Annotated in this window: 13 protein-coding genes and 2 pseudogenes; 6 read left to right on the forward strand and 9 right to left on the reverse strand. The window is 65.6% G+C overall.

Annotated elements, in window-relative coordinates:
* The first annotated feature begins 6 nt into the window (after positions 1-6).
* Together CQY20_RS09895 and proS are read left to right on the forward strand one after the other, a co-directional pair.
* Positions 7-831, forward strand: a complete 825-nt coding sequence (locus tag CQY20_RS09895; protein ID WP_097939907.1) for an SAM-dependent methyltransferase — start codon at positions 7-9, stop codon at positions 829-831.
* Between the two features lie 50 nt (positions 832-881).
* The gene (gene proS / locus CQY20_RS09900) at positions 882-2,288 is read left to right on the forward strand and encodes a proline--tRNA ligase (protein ID WP_097939908.1); all 1,407 of its coding nucleotides are present in this window, start codon (positions 882-884) and stop codon (positions 2,286-2,288) included.
* 1 nt (position 2,289) lies between these two features.
* On the opposite strand, the pseudogene CQY20_RS09905 reads toward proS, so the two are convergent.
* From CQY20_RS09905 to CQY20_RS09930, 6 genes and pseudogenes are all read right to left on the reverse strand, one after another.
* Positions 2,290-2,610: pseudogene (locus tag CQY20_RS09905) on the reverse strand (AMP-binding enzyme); the annotation flags it as partial.
* 80 nt (positions 2,611-2,690) lie between these two features.
* Complete coding sequence (locus CQY20_RS09910) at positions 2,691-4,103, reverse strand: MFS transporter (RefSeq protein WP_097939910.1); 1,413 nt, start codon at positions 4,101-4,103, stop codon at positions 2,691-2,693.
* A gap of 33 nt (positions 4,104-4,136) precedes the next feature.
* On the reverse strand, positions 4,137-4,724 hold the full coding sequence (locus CQY20_RS09915) for a thiamine pyrophosphate-dependent enzyme (RefSeq protein WP_234816175.1): 588 nt from the start codon (positions 4,722-4,724) through the stop codon (positions 4,137-4,139).
* Between the two features lie 48 nt (positions 4,725-4,772).
* Positions 4,773-5,321 (reverse strand): thiamine pyrophosphate-binding protein, encoded by a 549-nt coding sequence (locus CQY20_RS09920; RefSeq protein WP_097939911.1) that lies wholly within the window; start codon positions 5,319-5,321, stop codon positions 4,773-4,775.
* A gap of 28 nt (positions 5,322-5,349) precedes the next feature.
* Positions 5,350-6,276: an NAD(P)-dependent oxidoreductase gene (locus CQY20_RS09925; protein WP_097939912.1), complete on the reverse strand. Its 927-nt coding sequence runs from the start codon at positions 6,274-6,276 to the stop codon at positions 5,350-5,352.
* Between the two features lie 131 nt (positions 6,277-6,407).
* The gene (locus CQY20_RS09930) at positions 6,408-7,202 is read right to left on the reverse strand and encodes a GntR family transcriptional regulator (protein ID WP_097939913.1); all 795 of its coding nucleotides are present in this window, start codon (positions 7,200-7,202) and stop codon (positions 6,408-6,410) included.
* Between the two features lie 1,112 nt (positions 7,203-8,314).
* On the opposite strand from CQY20_RS09930, the gene CQY20_RS09935 reads away from it, so the two are divergent.
* The 3 genes from CQY20_RS09935 (at position 8,315) to CQY20_RS09945 (ending at position 12,096) form a co-directional block, all read left to right on the forward strand.
* Positions 8,315-10,135 (forward strand): fatty acyl-AMP ligase, encoded by a 1,821-nt coding sequence (locus tag CQY20_RS09935; protein ID WP_097939914.1) that lies wholly within the window; start codon positions 8,315-8,317, stop codon positions 10,133-10,135.
* A gap of 109 nt (positions 10,136-10,244) precedes the next feature.
* Entirely contained in the window at positions 10,245-11,630 is a 1,386-nt protein-coding gene (locus CQY20_RS09940) for a pyridoxal phosphate-dependent decarboxylase family protein (protein ID WP_097939915.1), read from the forward strand.
* A gap of 58 nt (positions 11,631-11,688) precedes the next feature.
* Positions 11,689-12,096, forward strand: a complete 408-nt coding sequence (locus CQY20_RS09945; protein ID WP_097939916.1) for a DUF4267 domain-containing protein — start codon at positions 11,689-11,691, stop codon at positions 12,094-12,096.
* On the opposite strand, the gene CQY20_RS09950 is transcribed toward CQY20_RS09945, so the two are convergent.
* Both CQY20_RS09950 and CQY20_RS09955 read right to left on the reverse strand, forming a co-directional pair.
* A complete protein-coding gene (locus CQY20_RS09950) occupies positions 12,041-12,670 on the reverse strand; it encodes a TetR/AcrR family transcriptional regulator (RefSeq protein ID WP_097939917.1) in 630 nt (209 codons plus the stop codon). The two genes, CQY20_RS09945 and CQY20_RS09950, sit on opposite strands and share 56 nt — an antisense overlap.
* Positions 12,667-13,539, reverse strand: a pseudogene (locus CQY20_RS09955) (SRPBCC family protein); the annotation flags it as partial. The pseudogene CQY20_RS09955 and the gene CQY20_RS09950, both read right to left, overlap by 4 nt.
* A gap of 169 nt (positions 13,540-13,708) precedes the next feature.
* Between CQY20_RS09955 and CQY20_RS09960 the strand changes: the two are divergent.
* Positions 13,709-15,469: an N-acyl-D-amino-acid deacylase family protein gene (locus CQY20_RS09960; RefSeq protein ID WP_097939918.1), complete on the forward strand. Its 1,761-nt coding sequence runs from the start codon at positions 13,709-13,711 to the stop codon at positions 15,467-15,469.
* Positions 15,470-15,476: 7 nt separating this feature from the next.
* Here CQY20_RS09960 and CQY20_RS09965 read toward each other — a convergent pair whose 3' ends face one another.
* The gene (locus CQY20_RS09965) at positions 15,477-16,364 is read right to left on the reverse strand and encodes a LysR family transcriptional regulator (protein ID WP_097939919.1); all 888 of its coding nucleotides are present in this window, start codon (positions 16,362-16,364) and stop codon (positions 15,477-15,479) included.
* Between the last annotated feature and the right edge of the window lie 139 nt (positions 16,365-16,503).

A 16,503-nucleotide genomic window follows, 5' to 3' on the forward strand; every position in this document is an offset into this window, starting at 1 on the left:
GTCGGCATGGAAGATTCTCGAAGGGCGGTAGCCAGCACCGGACTGTTGGTGGCAGCCATCCGCGCCATGGAGTCGATCCGCGACGACCGGCTTTTCACCGATCCGTTCGCCGAGAAACTCGCGGGTGAAACGGGCCGTGCGCTGTTGGAGAAGGCGCTGGCGGAAACCGGCGAACGGGCCGCCGTCCAGATCGTGATCCGCACGCGGTTCTTCGACGAGGCGATGCTGCGGGCGGTACGGACGGCCAAGCAGGTCGTGATCGTTGCGGCGGGCATGGATTCACGGGCCTACCGACTCGAGTGGCCCGACGGCGTAACCGTCTTCGAATTGGATCAACCCGCGGTGATCGCCGCCAAACGCGACATCCTCGTTGACGACACGCCACGCTGTGCGCGGGTGGCCATCGGCGTGGATCTGGCCCATGACTGGCCTGCCGCCCTCACCGCGGCGGGTTTCGACCCGACGGCGCCCACTGCATGGCTTGTCGAGGGGCTGCTGCAGTATCTCGACGAGGCCGCGGTGCGGACGCTGTTCGAACGCATTGACGCGCTTTCGGCGGCGAAATCCACTCTGCTGTACGACGTTGTCGGCAAGTCGCTGTTGGAGTCACCGATGATGGCGCCGCTGCTGGAGGCGATGGAGAAGCAGGGCTCACCGTGGCTGTTCGGCACCGACGAACCGGGGGAGTTGGCGCAGCGGCACGGCTGGTCGGCCACGGTCACCGATATCGCCGAGGTCGCCACCAAGTGGAACCGGGGGATCGCTCCACCGAACGCCGGTAATGTGCCGAACCCGCCGCGCGGCTACTTCGTCGAGGCAACTCGCCCGTAGCGGCAAAAAGGACGCGACTCGTCGAGTCCGCGGTCAGTACCCTCACGCACATGGCGGTACTGACTGCGCAACACGACGACTTCCCGCGGTGGTATCAAGACGTCTTGACCAAGGCGAAGCTCGCCGAAAACGGCCCGGCTCGCGGCACCATGGTGATCCGCCCGAACGGCTACGCCATCTGGGAACGGATGCAGGACGAGCTCGACCGGCGAATCAAGGCCGCAGGCGCACGCAACGCCTACTTCCCGCTGCTCATGCCGATGAGCTTCTTCGAGCGCGAGGCCGAACACGTCGAAGGCTTCAGCCCCGAACTGGCCGTCGTCACCCACGGCGGCGGCAAGGAACTGACCGAACCGCTGGCCATCCGGCCGACGAGTGAGACGGTCATCGGGGAGTACATGGCGAAATGGGTGGACAGCTATCGAGACCTGCCGCTGCTGCTCAACCAGTGGGCCAATGTTGTGCGGTGGGAAACGCGGCCGCGAATCTTTCTGCGCACCACCGAGTTTCTGTGGCAGGAGGGCCACACCGCGCACGCCGGCGAAGACGACGCCCGCGCCTATGCCCGCCGCATCCTGCATGACGTCTATCAGGATTTCATGCGCAATGTGTTGGCCGTGCCGGTCATCATCGGAGGCAAGACCGTGCGCGAACGGTTCGCCGGCGCCGTCAACACGATGACGTGCGAGGGCATCATGCGCGACGGCAAGGCCCTGCAGATGGGCACGTCACACGAACTCGGGCAACGCTTCAGCCGCGCCTTCAACATCAGCTATCTCGCCGCCGACGGCACCAGGAAACTGTGCTGGACGACCTCGTGGGGTTCGTCGACCCGGATGCTCGGCGGCCTGATCATGTGCCACGGCGACGATTTCGGACTCGTGCTGCCACCGGCCGTTGCGCCGGTTCAGGCGGCTGTCGTTGCGGTCAAGGAAACCGACGGCAGCGTCACCCGCGCCGCGGCGACACTGACCGACGAGCTCGCGGCGCTCGGCGTGCGCGCACAAGCCGATGACGACGTCGAGCAGGGGTTCGGTTGGCGGGCCACCGATTGGGATCTACAGGGCGTACCGATCCGCGTCGAGATCGGCCCGCGGGACCTGGCCCAGAACACCGCCGTCGTCTATCGGCGCGATACCCGCGAAAAGACCGCTGTCGCGGTTGCTTCCGTCGCCGATACCGTGCACGGCCTGACGAGCCGCATGCAAGAGGAGATGCTGAACGCGGCAACGGCCCGCCGCGACGCGTTCATCACCGACTGCACGACACTCGACGACGTGCGCGACGTCGCGCGGACCGGCTTCGCACGGGTGCCGTGGGCGACGGTCGGCGTCAGCGGCGAGGAACGGCTGGCCGTCGACGGCCTGACCGTGCGGTGCCTGCAGGCCGCGGATGGAACGCTGCCGGACGGAGACGACGACGCGGGCGCGATCGCGTATGTCGCGCGCGCCTACTGAGTCAGGCCTGCACCGCCTCGAGCGTTCCGTCGACGACCAGGGTGCGGAGGCCTTTGCGGTCAAGCTTGCCGCTCGGCAGCGTGGGGATCTGCGCACTGGTCACCAGCACCCATCGCGTCGGAACCTTGTACGTCGACAACTCTTTTCGCGTACGCGCCGATAGCGACTCTGCGTCGACGCCGTCGGCGGCGGGCACAACTACCGCGCAGACCTCCTCGCCGCGCACCGGATCGTCTACTCCGACGACAACGCACTGCACTACCTCATCGAATCGCTCGATCACGCTCTCGACCTCGAGCGGCGAGACGTTCGCGCCTGCGGCCTATGCCATGCCGCCAAAAGCCGTCGCACCACTAATGATCGCCGCGAAAGACAACACCAGACTGACCCAGGTGACGACCGTTAGAGACATCGCGGACTTCCTTCATCGTCATTTCTCAGATCGGCGCCGGGTGGTACTGGCAGCGACCGCGCCGACGCGAGGAGGCGGTCGCTGTACGAAGGCTCGCCAATGGACTCCTGCACATCGCTGCGGAACGTCTCCGGTGCCAGTGCGCCGGCGAGCGTACTTACCAGACAGATCGCGATTGCGAACACCGCGATGGCCCAGAATCGCCCATCCGCGAGAATGAGAAGTGCTGCACCAATCACGGGAGTAAACCCGCCACCAATTGCGCCTCCGAGTTGGTAGGCCATCGAAACACCGCTGTAGCGCACGTTGGTGGTGAACAGTTCGGTCCACCAAGCCGCGAGGGGCGCATACATCGCCGCCCAGCCCAGCCCGAGGCCCAGCGCGAGTGCCAGCCAGATCAGTGCCGGTGATCTAGTCTCGATGAGCAAGAACGCAGGAACGATCAGCACGGCCGAGGCGACTGTCCCCGTCAGGTACACCGCTTTGCGGCCGATCGTATCGCTGAGCCGACCAAACCCCACGGTCGTTGGGTGCATGATTACTGCGGAGATCACCACTCCGGTGATCGCGATCGAGCGTGGGACGTCGAGGTGGTCGGCCAAGTAACCCAGGATATATACGGAGTAGAGGTTGTACATGCAGGCTTCGGCCAGCCGATGCCCGATGGACAGTATTGTCGCGCGCCGTTGCGTGCGTAGTAGGCTGACCAGCGGTACGCGCTCCTGCGCTCCCTCCTGCCGAACTCTCTGGAAGGCGGGAGATTCCGAGATCGCCATCCTGATGAACAGGCCGACCAGCAGCAAGACAAAGCTGGCCAGGAATGGTACGCGCCAACCCCAGGCCATGAATGCCTCGTCGGACGTCAGCGAAGAGACCGCGGAGAACACTCCGGCGGCCAGTAGCAAGCCGCTTGCGACACCGAGTTGGGTGAAGCTGCCGAAGAAGCCCCTTCTGCGTCGAGGCGAGAATTCCACGGTGATGAGCACAGCTCCGCCGTACTCACCGCCGATACCGATGCCTTGCAGCAGGCGGCATACCATGAGCAGAATCGAGGCCAGCGGTCCCACTTGTTCGTAGGTGGGGAGCAAGCCAACCGCAACGGTGGCCAGTGCCATGATCATCAAAGTCAGCACCAGCATCTTCTTGCGGCCGATCCGGTCGCCAAAGTGGGCGATCACCATCCCGCCGATGGGGCGCGCGAGGTAGCCCACGCCAAGTGACCCCAGAGAGAGAATGGTTCCCAGGCTGGGATCGCTTGCAGGGAAGAATAATTGGTTGAATATAACGGCAGCGGCGGTACCGTAGAGGAAGAAGTCGTACCACTCGATAGTGGCTCCTACATAGCTTGACAGTGCGACCAGTTTGATCGGCGATCGGTCATCTACAGATTTTGAACTCTGCATTTTCTCAACCTTTTTCCGATGCGGGCCGGACGGCTAGGTCGATGTCCCGGCGAGCGCGGCCTGGAGTCGCCTGACTTCCTCGCCCATTCGCGTGTACTGGTTGTCGGGGAAGGGCGGCGGCGAGTTCTGCGCGGACCATGGGGCGCTGGTGTCGGGTTCGATGCGTAGGTGCACAAAGGCCGGGGCTGGGCCGGTCAGGATGCTCGGCATCTGCGCCCGCAGGCCCTCTTTGGTGTCGACGGTATAGGTCGCCGCGTATCCGGCAGCTACGGCGAGGGCGCCAAAATCGGTGCGGCCCGCAGCCGGCACCTTGAGGTTCCCGCCACCTTCGAACCACACTCCATTGTCGAATACGAAGTGCACGAAGTTCGTCGGTGCGGCGTTGGCCACAGTTGCTAGGGAACCGAGCTGCATAAGCAAGCTGCCGTCGCCGTCAAGGACTAGCACAGTGCGTGTCGGTTGTGCGAGCGCGAGGCCCAGGCCCAGCGCGGATGCCGCGCCCATCATGGGAACGGAACTGACGTTGAGCGGGCTCGGCGATGCGGGGTGAAAAAGCTTCATTGAAGTCATCGTCGACACCGAGATGGCGTCGGAATCACGGAATTCGGCAATGATGTTCACTGCCTGAGCACTTGTGAGCACTGTGGGGTCCTTTCGGGAAGGTTCGAGTCACGTCCAGGCGGTCGGTACGCCAATGACGAGTGCAGTAGGCCAGCTCTTTTCGCGCGACGTCTCGTAGGCGCGGCGCACATTACCGATGTCGCTGGGCCGCTCCAGGCGGAAGATGGGGATCTCCAGCGTGTCGAGGAGAGGTTCGAGCATCCGTACGATGCGCCGCTGCGACTTGGCGGGATCGTGACCGAAATTGGACTCCTCCCTGCCGAATTGACCGATCATCATGAAGATTGGCAGTCCACAGTCGAGTCCGATCGCGCGCAGGTTATTTACACACGCGTACAAGCCTTGGTTCTGGATGATGACGACGGGGTTTGCGCCACCCAAATGCAGTGCCGCAGCGATGACCACGGCCTCGTCCTCGGTCGAGGTGGGGATGACGTCGACGCTGGGCAAGTAACCCTCGCGCAGCTTCGCGTGTACCGACATCTGGACGAAATCAGGGACGGTCACTACATGGGTGATGTTGCACGCCGCCAACTCATCGAGGATGTGGTCTGCGCGGACTGCGAGGGGGTGGCCCACCGGAATGGTTTCAGTCACTGGTGCACTCCGTTCAAGGCTGCGGTGGTCACTTGTTGGCGGTCAGCAGAGTTCCAGATGTCTGTTCGGCGACCTTCGCCAGCGCGCCCCAGTCTTCGCTGCCGAAACCGGACTGTTGGGCCTGCACGTAGCGCTGGTAAGCCTGGCTGATCGTCGGCAAAGGAACGCGCCGGGCCGCAGCCATGTCGAGGCCGATACGCATGTCTTTGGTCGCGAGGTCGACGCTGAAGCCGGGGGTGAAGTCGCGCTGGGCGACCTTCTTCGGATAGGTGTTGCGCAGGTGCCAGTTGTCCGCGCCGGTAGCCGACAGTGCCTTGATCATTAGATCCAGCGGCGCTCCGGCGGCGGCGCCAAGGGCGAGGGCCTGGCCGACGACGTCGGCAATGGTGGACGACACCAGGTTGTTGACGATCTTGATGGTCGACGCCAGCCCGAGCGCACCACAGAAGACGACCTCAGTCGAGATGTGTTCCAGCAGGGGGCGTACGGCCGCAAGAGTGCTCTCGTCTCCGGCGGCCAGCAACGACAGGTCGCCTGCCTCTGCTGCGGCCGAACTCTTGCCCATCGGCAGGTCGAGCAGCGAGCAACCACGCTCCGCAAGTCGCTTCCCGAGCGCGATGACCGCGTCAGGACCGATGGTGCCGAGGTTGACCACGGTCTTGCCTTTGTCGAGCAATCCAGGGGTGGCAGCGAGACCGTCGGGCCCGAACAGCGCGTCCTCGGTGATAGCAGGGCTGGGCAGCAGCACGAAGACGGTCTGCACGCTGGTGGGAAGTTCGCGCGGCAATCCGACTGCGCGGCCGTGCTTCTCGGTGAAGCCAGCGCGCCGCGCCGAATCGGGGTCGCAGCCGATGACGCCGCCTGCGGCGGTTGCGAGATTGCGGGCGACGGGACCGCCCATGGCCCCCAGGCCGATGACGGCGATGGTCTCCGTGGGAGATGTGTCTGCGGACATATGTTCTCCTTCAATTTGTTAGCCAAACTCTTTTCTGGAGATGCGTACCGTGGGCACGGTCGAGCACCGGCGTGCTCGACACGTCGAGAAGCGATGATGCCGGTGCGTCGTGTCTTTGAACGCACTCCTGGCTACGTTCGACTGTTGAAGTTCATGACCGAAGCAAGACGAGAGGCGCTGGCGCTGAGGCGAATACGATGCAGTTCGGGCACCAGGTAATAGCGCCCGCACTCGATGATCTCGCCGGCGCGGTCGGTGGTGGTGCGGTCGAGCACGAGCAGCGAACTGGACGGAGCGACGCCGAGATGGCCTGCGACGTCGTCGGCGGCATCGCACGCCGTGAACGTGAAGTCAGCGGCGTGCGGAATGATGCCGAGGTCATGCTGGAGCAACTTGTATATGGGTGTGGTGGCCACGCGGTCTTGGTCGAGGCGACGGCCGATGTCGATAGGAAGCGTGCAGTCAAATAATGCATGCGCACGACCATCGATTCGATGCAGCCAACGGAAACCAAAGCCAGGTAGGTCAGGTCCACCTATCGCGGAGGGAACAGCCCAACCTGTGCGCCAGCCAATGTCGAGCAGTTCGGTGGAGCGTTCACCCGCAGTGGCCAGCGACTCCACGAACGGGCCGAACTCGCCCATTGACTGAGTAACGCGATGCGCAGCGACGAATGTCCCGCGCCCGTGCTGGACATCGAGCACGCCCTCCTCTGCGAGCGCCTTGATAGCGCGCCGCACCGTGGTGCGGGACACATCGAACCGCGCGACCAGATCCGCTTCGGACGGCAGGCGTTCGCCCGTGCCCAATTCGGTGGCCAGGTTGCGCAACCGCTCAGCAACCTGCATGTGCAATGGCTGCGAGGCGTCGGCTCGGATGTCGAATCGATCACTTTGGCTAGTAGATGTGATCTGCACGTCATTCATACCGGTCGACAGTAAGAGACGTCTGCAGACGTGTCAATGGGTTGGCAGGATATGACTAGATACGTGTGGTGGTGTCGTGCTTCTTTCCACGCCGTCCTCCGGAGGGTGCACGGCGGCGTCCGTGGAGCGTCCCGACCCGTCTCGCGATTACGCCACTGTGGCGAAACATCCTGAGAGTGAGGCCGGCCGTGACGTCGGGGCATATAGAGGTAGCTGCGGAACACACGCAGAGCACATCACCGGTGCACGCGCAATCAGGAGTGTGCGCGTTCGGGCGTGACAATCCAACCTCGGGCAGCCGCCTGGCCTATACGCTGTGCACTCCGAGGAGTCGTGCGGTGCTGGATACTAACGACGACCCCCATGGGCGGAGTTGGCTGCGGGCCGCGAAGTGTAGAAGTTTCGTGCATCACCACGTTAATTCGTCATAGTGACGAATTAACGTGGTTCGTTACGACGGTTTCGGCGGGGTGGACTCCATCTTGGTCTCTCGCGCCGTTGACGATTCTCGCCCGGCCCAATGGTTTTCGGCCTGATTCGCATTTGGCCGCTACTGACTAGATGAGACGCGAAGACTTCCGGACGGGTGCCTATACAGATCTCGGTTACAGTGACCAAACTGGTGACAACAGCCGGAGCACGACGAGCAACCGGGCACCGACACAACTACGCTTATTTGGACCAATTGCGATGTGGCACAAGGCATTTTGTCGTAATTGCGGGTTTATCAAGCGGCCAGAGCACTGACGGCTCACGCGCGGAAAGTTGGCAAACTCGGTCACCTGGTGCGCGACCGCCGACCACCCCCGATCGCCTCCCTGCCGTCGGCCGAGCACCATCGCCTCGGACACGGCGGTGTACCGCGCCAGGGCACAGAGATTAGGTACGCGTCGCGATCGCGGCGTACATCGCGGTCTGCGCGGCGACCCGGGGACACGTGCATCGCAGCTGTCACGCACCTCCCACGACGAACCGAAGTCGTGGACGCTGCGCCGCGGCAGGGCGGGTACGGTGGGCCGAGACTCACTCACAACGCGATCTTCTCCAAGCGGTGATCATGGTTACAACGCGGGGTTAGTGAAACTGAAGGTTACAGTAATTATTCTGTTCCTATGACGGTTGAGCCACGGGTCGAGGGCCTGCTGCAGATCGAGGACATTCTGGACTCCGCGGGCAACATCGCCCTGCCGTCGGATGTCACGCTGATCTCGCTGATCGAGCGCAATATCGCCAACGTCGGCGACACGATCGCCTATCGGTATCTGGACCACACGCGATCGACCGACGGCTACATCCACGAACTGACCTGGACCCAGCTCGGCGTCCGCATGCGCGCGATCGCCGCCCGCGTGCAGCAGGTGGCCTCCGCGGGGGACCGGGTGGCGATCCTGGCCCCGCAGGGGCTCGATTACGTCGCCGGCTTCTTCGCCGCGATCAAGGCTGGGACCATCGCGGTGCCGCTGTTCGCCCCGGAGTTGCAGGGCCACACCGAGCGCCTGGCGGTCGCCCTGCACGACTCCCGCCCGAGTGTCGTGCTGACCACGTCCGCGGCCTCGGCGGGGGTCGATGCGGCGCTGGCCGGAATCGGCCTGACACCCAAGCCGCATGTGATCGCCATCGACGAGGTTCCGGATTCTGCAGGCGAAACCCTGGTGCCGGTGCACCTGAACGTCGAGGACGTCTCGCATCTGCAATACACCTCGGGATCAACACGAGAACCTGTCGGCGTCGAGGTGACCCATCTTGCGGTCGGCACCAACCTGGCGCAGATGATTTTGTCCATCGACCTGCTCGATCGAAACACGCACGGCTGCAGTTGGTTACCGCTGTACCACGACATGGGTCTTTCGATGATCGGCTTCCCGACGGTGTACGGCGGGCACTCCACGCTGATGTCGCCGACCGCGTTCATCCGCAGGCCGCAGCGCTGGATCTACGCATTATCGGCCGCGTCGCGCGAAGGCCGTGTCGTCACCGCGGCACCCAATTTCGCGTGCGAGTACACCGCGCAACGCGGTCTCCCCGAACCGGGCGACGACATCGACTTGAGCAATGTGGTGCTGATCCTCGGCTCGGAACCGGTGAGCATGCGCGCCATCGAGTCCTTCAACGCCGCGTTCGGCCCGTATGGGCTGCCGCCGACGGCGATCAAGCCGTCCTACGGCATCGCCGAGGCCACGCTGTTCGTGTCGACCATCGCGCCGACCGAGAAGGCGACGGTCGCCCATCTCGACGCGGAACGGTTCGAACGGGGCGAGGCGGTGCGGGTGCCCGCCGACACGGAAGGCGCCGTAACGCAGGTGTCCTGCGGCCACATCGCGCGCAGCCAATGGGCGGTCATCGTCGACTCCGAAACCAGCCGCGAGCTTCCCGACGGCCGTATCGGTGAAATCTGGTTGTGCGGCAACAATATCGGCCGCGGCTACTGGGGCCGTCCCGAAGAGACGCGACAGACATTCGGCGCCGAACTGCTGCCACGCCCGTCCGCGGACAGCCACGCCGACGGCGCCCCCGACGACGCGGGCTGGTTGCGCACCGGCGACCTCGGGTTCTACCTCGACGGCGAGCTGTATGTCACCGGCAGGATCGCCGACGCGATCACCGTCGACGATCGTCGGCTCTATCCCGAGGACATCGAGGCGACCACCGCGGAGGCGTCGCCGATGGTGCGGCGGGGATACGTCACGGCGTTCACCGTTCCCGTCGGTAGCGGCGCGGAGTTGGTGCTCGTCGCCGAACGGGCGTCGGGTACCCGCCGCGCCGACCCCGCGCCGGCGATCGAGGCCATCCGCGCGGAAGTGTCTGACCGCCATGGCCTTTCGGTCAACGACGTGCGACTCGTGCCGGCGGGTACGATTCCGCGTACTACGAGCGGCAAGCTGGCCCGCCGGGCCGCCCGCGCCGCCTATCTCGCCGGCGACTTCGGCACCTGATCCGCTGGCGAGACTACGGAGTTTGACGGATTCGGCCCGTTTTTCATCATCTTCCGTGGTCTCGCGGACCCCGTGGCCTGTGATCGGCGGCCGTGGCTAGGGTTTCTTCATGCCCGATCGCACCGCCGGCCTCTCCGCCGCCGCGCACCGCGCGCAGCAGTTCCTCGAGACGCTCGACGCGCGCCCGGTGGCCGCGCGGGTCGACGCCGGGGGGGTGCGGGATGAGCTCGGCGGCCCGCTGCCCGAGCGCGGCGAGGATCCGGACGCCGTCATCGAGGCGCTGGCGACCGGCGCCGATCCTGGCCTGGTCGCCAGTGCCGGGCCGCGGCATTTCGGCTTCGTGATCGGCGGCGCGCTGCCCGCCGCGTTGGCCGCCGACTGGCTGGTCTCCGCGTGGGACCAGTGCGCGGCGTTTCACTCGCTGTCACCGGCGGCCGCCGCGATCGAGGAGATCACCTCCGCGTGGACCCTGGAGCTGTTCGGGCTGCCCGCCCACGCCGGCGTCGGCTTCGTCACCGGCGGCCAGGGCGCCAACACCACGTGCCTGGCGGCCGCCCGCCACAAAGTGCTGGCGGCCGCGGGCTGGAACGTCGAAGACGACGGCCTCATCGGCGCGCCGCCGGTGCACATCCTGTGCGGCGAACAGGCCCACGCCACCATCTACACCGCGTTGCGCCAACTTGGCCTCGGCGCCAACACGGCGATCCGCGTCGCGGCCGACGACCAGGGCCGGATGCGGCCCGACGCGCTGCGGGACGCGCTCGCCGCGACGACCGGGCCGACGATCGTGTGTGCGCAGGCTGGCAATGTGGCGACCGGCGCGTTCGATGCGTTCGAGCCGATCGCCGACGCGTGCGCCGAGCGCGGCGCATGGCTGCACGTCGACGGCGCCTTCGGGCTGTGGGCCGCGGCGGCACCGTCGCTGCGCCATCTGACGAAAGGCGTTGAGCGGGCCGATTCGTGGGCCGTCGATGCCCACAAGTGGCTGAATGCTCCCTACGACGGCGCGATGGCCGTCGTCGCCGACGCCGACGCGCACGTCGCCGCGATGAGCCTGGCAGGCCCGTATCTGGTGGTCGATCCCGGCCAGCGCGACAACACCAACTTCGTGCCGGAGAGTTCACGGCGGGCGCGCGCCGTTCCGATCTATGCCGCGCTGCGTTCGCTCGGCCGCACCGGTCTGGCCGAACTGATCGAGCGCAACTGCGCGCAGGCCCGGCGCATGGCCCAGCGACTGCAGACCATTCCTGGCGTGCGCATCCTCAACGACGTTGTGCTGAACCAGGTTCTGGTGCAGCTGCCCGACGGAGACGACGCGAACCGGGCGGCGGTGGATGCCATCCAGCGCGACGGCACCTGCTGGTTGGGCGGGACGACATGGAACGGCCGCTACGTGCTGCGCGTCTCGGTCGCGAACTGGGCGACCACCGACGACGACATCGACCGGTCGGCTGATGCGATTACCTCTGCCGTGCAGGCTATTTCGTCGCGGTGAGTGGCACTTGCGGCGCAGCGACTTTGCAGACAGAGCGTGTGACTCTAGGCTTGCTGCCATGCGATTGGACCGTGCCGCACTGACCGTCGGCGGAATCCGCCTTGCTTCCGGAATTTCGTTTCTGATCGATCCACTTCGCGCGAACCGGCTGTGGGGCGATCGCGACGAGCCGACCCCAACGGCGCAGTTGCTGCTGCGCTCGATGGGCTACCGCGACGCGTTGATCGGTGGCCTGCTGATGGCTGCCGCGTTGCGCGGCAAGGACACCCGCGGCTGGTTTCTGGTCTCCGGCGGCGCCGACGCGGCGGATCTGCTGGGCGGCATGGGCGTGTATCACGATATGAAGCCCGCACAGCGGATCATCGGCTTGGGCGGCGCTGTCGTGGGCATCGGCGTCGGGCTGTGGGGAGCTACCCGTCGGCCCCCTCGTCGGCGCGAGCCCGCAGCGGCGCCAACAACGCATTGAGCCCGTACTCGAAGACCGCGTCGTAGTCGGTGGGCGACTGCAGCGCCGCCACCAGTTCGCGGTCCGGCCAGGCATCGGTCCACAGCGACGGATCCTCCTCCTCGTGCTTGGCGCCGCGCACGGCCGAAAACTGCATCACCGCAGACGAGATCACGTGCATCTGAACCGCTCGCAAGACGAGCGCGGCATCGGCCCCGATGATCCCCAGTTGGGCCAGTTCGGCGGCCAGTCGCTGCTGGATCGGCAGAAAGAGCTTCGGTGTGCGGTCGCGCTCGTGTGCGATCGCCAGTAGGTGCTGGCGATCGATCAGCATCTTGCGCTGTGAACGGGCGAGGCTGGCAATGCGATCGACCGCAGTTGCGCCCTCGACCGGGAGATGGGCCATCTCGTTGAGCAGTCGCTCGACCAGGCTGTCGAACAGTTTGTCTCGCCCGCCCACATGCCAGTAGATCGAGGTGACCGCCACCCCGAGCTCCTGCGCAAGCCGGCGCATGGTGAAGGCATCCACGCCGTCCAGCTCGATCAATCGCGCAGCGGCGTCCAGAATCGGTACGGCTCCAACGGATTCGGTCAGGGTGTCTCACCTCCTGTCATCCGCTGAGACTCGGGCAGATCCAGATAGCATTCGAGGTTGCGGTGCATGTTGATGACGCGGCGCTCCTCGTTGGACAACGTCAGGTGCGTGAACCCCGGCTGGTGCAGCCCGCGTTGCAGTCCCGCCAGCACCGCGATGTCCTGGGTCAGCACCAGCTCCGGATGCGCCTCGTCGGCGGTGACGCGGACGTGTGCGGGCCGGGTGCGCGGCGCGCCGGGCGGCATCCGGGTCCACAGCAACATGGTCAGCTCGCCGTGGTCGGGGCCCGGCCCCGGCAGGGCGGTCATCATGGTCAGGTGGTCGGCGTTGACCAGCAGCGTCATGTTCGGGAACACGTTGTACTGGTGCAGCCGCATCATCTGCTCGGTGTCCGCCCAGCTCAGATCGACACCCCGGGATGCGGCGAATTCCGTTGTCCGCTGGGCGATTACATCCGCGACGGTCCGGCCGTCGGTCACCTGGTCGACCGGGTACGGCGTGTTCTCCGCGACGCCCACCAAGGCGCCCTGGGTGCGCACGTAGGCGTCCCACACCTCGGCGTCGGTGAGATTTTCCTTGATCTCCGGGCTGGCCACCCCGTAGAACTGCTCGGACTTGCCCGTGTGGCCCCAGATCGTCTGAGGGGCATGGACGTCGTCCATGCATCGGTGCAGCTCGGGATGCAGCGTCTGGATGTGATAGGTCTCGCTGTAGCCGTCGGCGATCGTCTTCCAGTTCGCATCGACCTGGACCGTCATGGTGGCATAACAGCGGAAATCGCCGAGGCCGCACCATGCGATGTCCTGCGGCACGGCCTCCAAGTAGTCGGCCAGTGGCATCGCGGCGACATCGAGGTTGACGAAGACCAGCCGCTCCGCGCATCCGCGCGATGTCGCCGACGGGGGCTCCGGTGCGCGCCGTATGCGTCATGGTTGGCCTTCCTGATTCGGCTCCACCGGCCTGTAACGGTGTTACATTGACCACGGTAGCCGCTCGATCGGCCGTTGGGACTCCAAGTTGGGCAATCAGGGAGCAACTGTGTTCGACCTCAAGATCACCGGTGGCACCGTCGTCGACGGGACGGGCGCGGATCGTTTCTGTGCCGATGTGGCGGTCAAGGACGGCAAGATCGTCCAGGTCCGTCGTCGGGGCCAGGGCGATCCACCGCTAGACGGGAACGCGGCCGAGACCATCGACGCGACAGGCAAAATCGTCGCGCCCGGCTTCGTCGACATCCACACCCACTACGACGGGCAGGTCAGCTGGGACAGCCTGCTCGAGCCGTCGAGCGGGCACGGCGTGACCACGGTCGTCACCGGCAATTGCGGTGTCGGCTTCGCACCGGTGCGGCCGGGCCGGGAGGACTGGCTGATCGGGCTGATGGAAGGCGTCGAGGACATTCCAGGCAGCGCGCTCACCGAGGGCATCACGTGGGGCTGGGAGAGCTACCCCGAATACCTCGATGCCATCGAGAAGCACAAGTTCGCCGTCGACGTGGGCAGTCAAATCGCTCACGGCGCCGTGCGAGCGTACGCGATGGGCGAGCGCGGCGCCCGCAACGAGCCTGCCTCGCCCGACGACATCGCCGCCATGGCACGCATCGTGCAGGAGGGCGTCGAGGCTGGCGCGCTTGGCTTTTCGACCTCCCGCACCCTCGGCCACCGCGCCATCGACGGTGAACCCGTGCCCGGCACCTTCGCCGCAGAAGACGAGCTGTTCGGGCTCGGCAGGGCGATGGCGGCGGGCGGGCGGGCGGTGTTCGAGCTGGCACCGCAGGGCGTCGCCGGCGAGGACATCATCGCGCCGAGGAAGGAACTGGAGTGGATGCGGCGCCTGAGCGCGGAAATCGACCGGCCCATCTCGTTCGGCATGATTCAAGTCGACGCCGCACCGGATCTCTGGCGCGAACAACTCGACATCTCAGCGGCCGCGCACGCCGCCGGCAGCGAACTCTATCCACAGATCGCGGCCCGACCGTTCGGCATGCTCTTCGGTTTCCCCGGTCACCACGCGTTCACCCATCGCCCGACGTTCCGCCGACTGAAAGCGCAGTGCAGTCGAGAGGAACTGGCAGATCGGCTCGCCGAACCCGCGGTGAAGGCGGCGATCCTCGCCGAGGACGACCTGCCGCCCGATCCGAACAAGTTGTTCGACAACATGTTTGCTTTGGTGCAGTATTCGCTGGGCCGCATCTATGCGCTGGGCGATCCGCCGGACTACGAGCCGACCGAGGACCGCACCGTCGAGAAGATCGCCAGTGAGCGTGGCGAGGATCCACTGTCCACGCTGTATGACCTGATGCTCAAGGACAACGCCACGTCGATGTTGATGCTGCCGTTTTACAACTACTTCTACGGCAACCATGACGCGATCCGGGAGATGCTGCTGCACCCCGCGGGCGTGGTCGGGTTGTCCGACGGCGGCGCGCACTGCGGGATGATCTGCGACGCCTCCTATCCCACCTTCCTGCTGACGCACTGGGCGCGCGACCGTCGCCGCGGCGAGCGGCTCCAGCTGGAGTACGTGGTGCGCAAGCAATCTCACGACACCGCGCAGTTGTTCGGGCTCTCCGATCGCGGCGTGATCGAGGTCGGCAAGAAGGCCGACATCAACGTCATCGATATGGATGCGTTGACGCTGCACCCCGCCCGCATGGCCTACGACCTGCCTGCGGGTGGTCAGCGCCTGGTGCAGAGCGCATCGGGCTACACCGCGACGATCGTCAGCGGAGTCATCACGCGCTGCAACAGCATCGACACCGGGGCGCGGCCCGGTCGGCTGGTGCGAGGGGCCCGCTGAGCGTCGGTCAGCGACCGCCGTCGGCCGCCGCGACGAGCAACTCGGCGAGTTTGGCGCTGGCGGGACCGATCCGCTCGGCCGAGGCGAGGTAGATCGTCCAGATCACCTTCGGCTGCACCCGCACCGCGCGTAGGTCGGGGTAGTGGGCCGCTTCGCTGGCCGGCATGAAGACCGACCCGAGGCCATGGCGTACCAGCGCAGCGGCTTTCGAGTAGTCAGCGGCGACCTCGTAGGGCGTGTGCGCCGAGACACCTGCTGCGCGGAAGGCGTCGTCGACGAGGCGCCGCAGCCCGAACTCGACGGGGAAGTCGATCAGGTCCTCGTCAGCCAGCTCGGTCAACGCGACCCGGTCACGTCCGGCCAGCCGGTGACCGTCCCGGCAGACGAACATCATCGGCTCCTCGGCCAGTAACTGCATGTGGATTCCCGCCGGGAAGCGGTCCGGCGCCGACACCAGCGCCAGGTCCAATGACCCGTCGGCGATCGCGGAAAGGTAGGCCATCGAACCGGTTTGGCTCTGCTGCAACCGGATTCGAACATGGGGATACGCCCGGCGGAATTCGCCCAGCACGCGCGGGATGTCGAGCGTGCCGAACGCGATGAGGGAGCCCAGTTCGACGGTTCCGGTCAACTGACCCCGATAGTCGCTCATCGACTCCTTTGCCAGTCGGGCGGATTCGATCACGCGGTGGGCATGTTGACGGAACAGTTCGCCGGCAGGAGTGAGCCGGATCTGTTGACGCGCGCGGTCGAACAGCTCCACGCCGAGTTCCTTCTCCAGCTTGCCGATCGACGTCGACAGCGCCGACTGGACGACATGGGCGCGGTGCGCGGCCTTGGAGAAGCTCATCTCACCGGCGACCGCGATGAAGTACTCCAACTGGCGCAGTTCCATCTCACCAACCTATCAATGCCATAGATGACTTTGATCAAAAACGGTCGTTGGACTTGATTGGTGGATGGAGTTGGGATGGAGACAAGCCTGAGAGAAAGACGCGAAGACCATGAGATGCGAACGAAGCCACCCGATTGTC

Origin of the sequence: Mycolicibacterium agri (genome assembly GCF_002553505.1) — a bacterium.
GTDB lineage: Bacteria > Actinomycetota > Actinomycetes > Mycobacteriales > Mycobacteriaceae > Mycobacterium > Mycobacterium agri.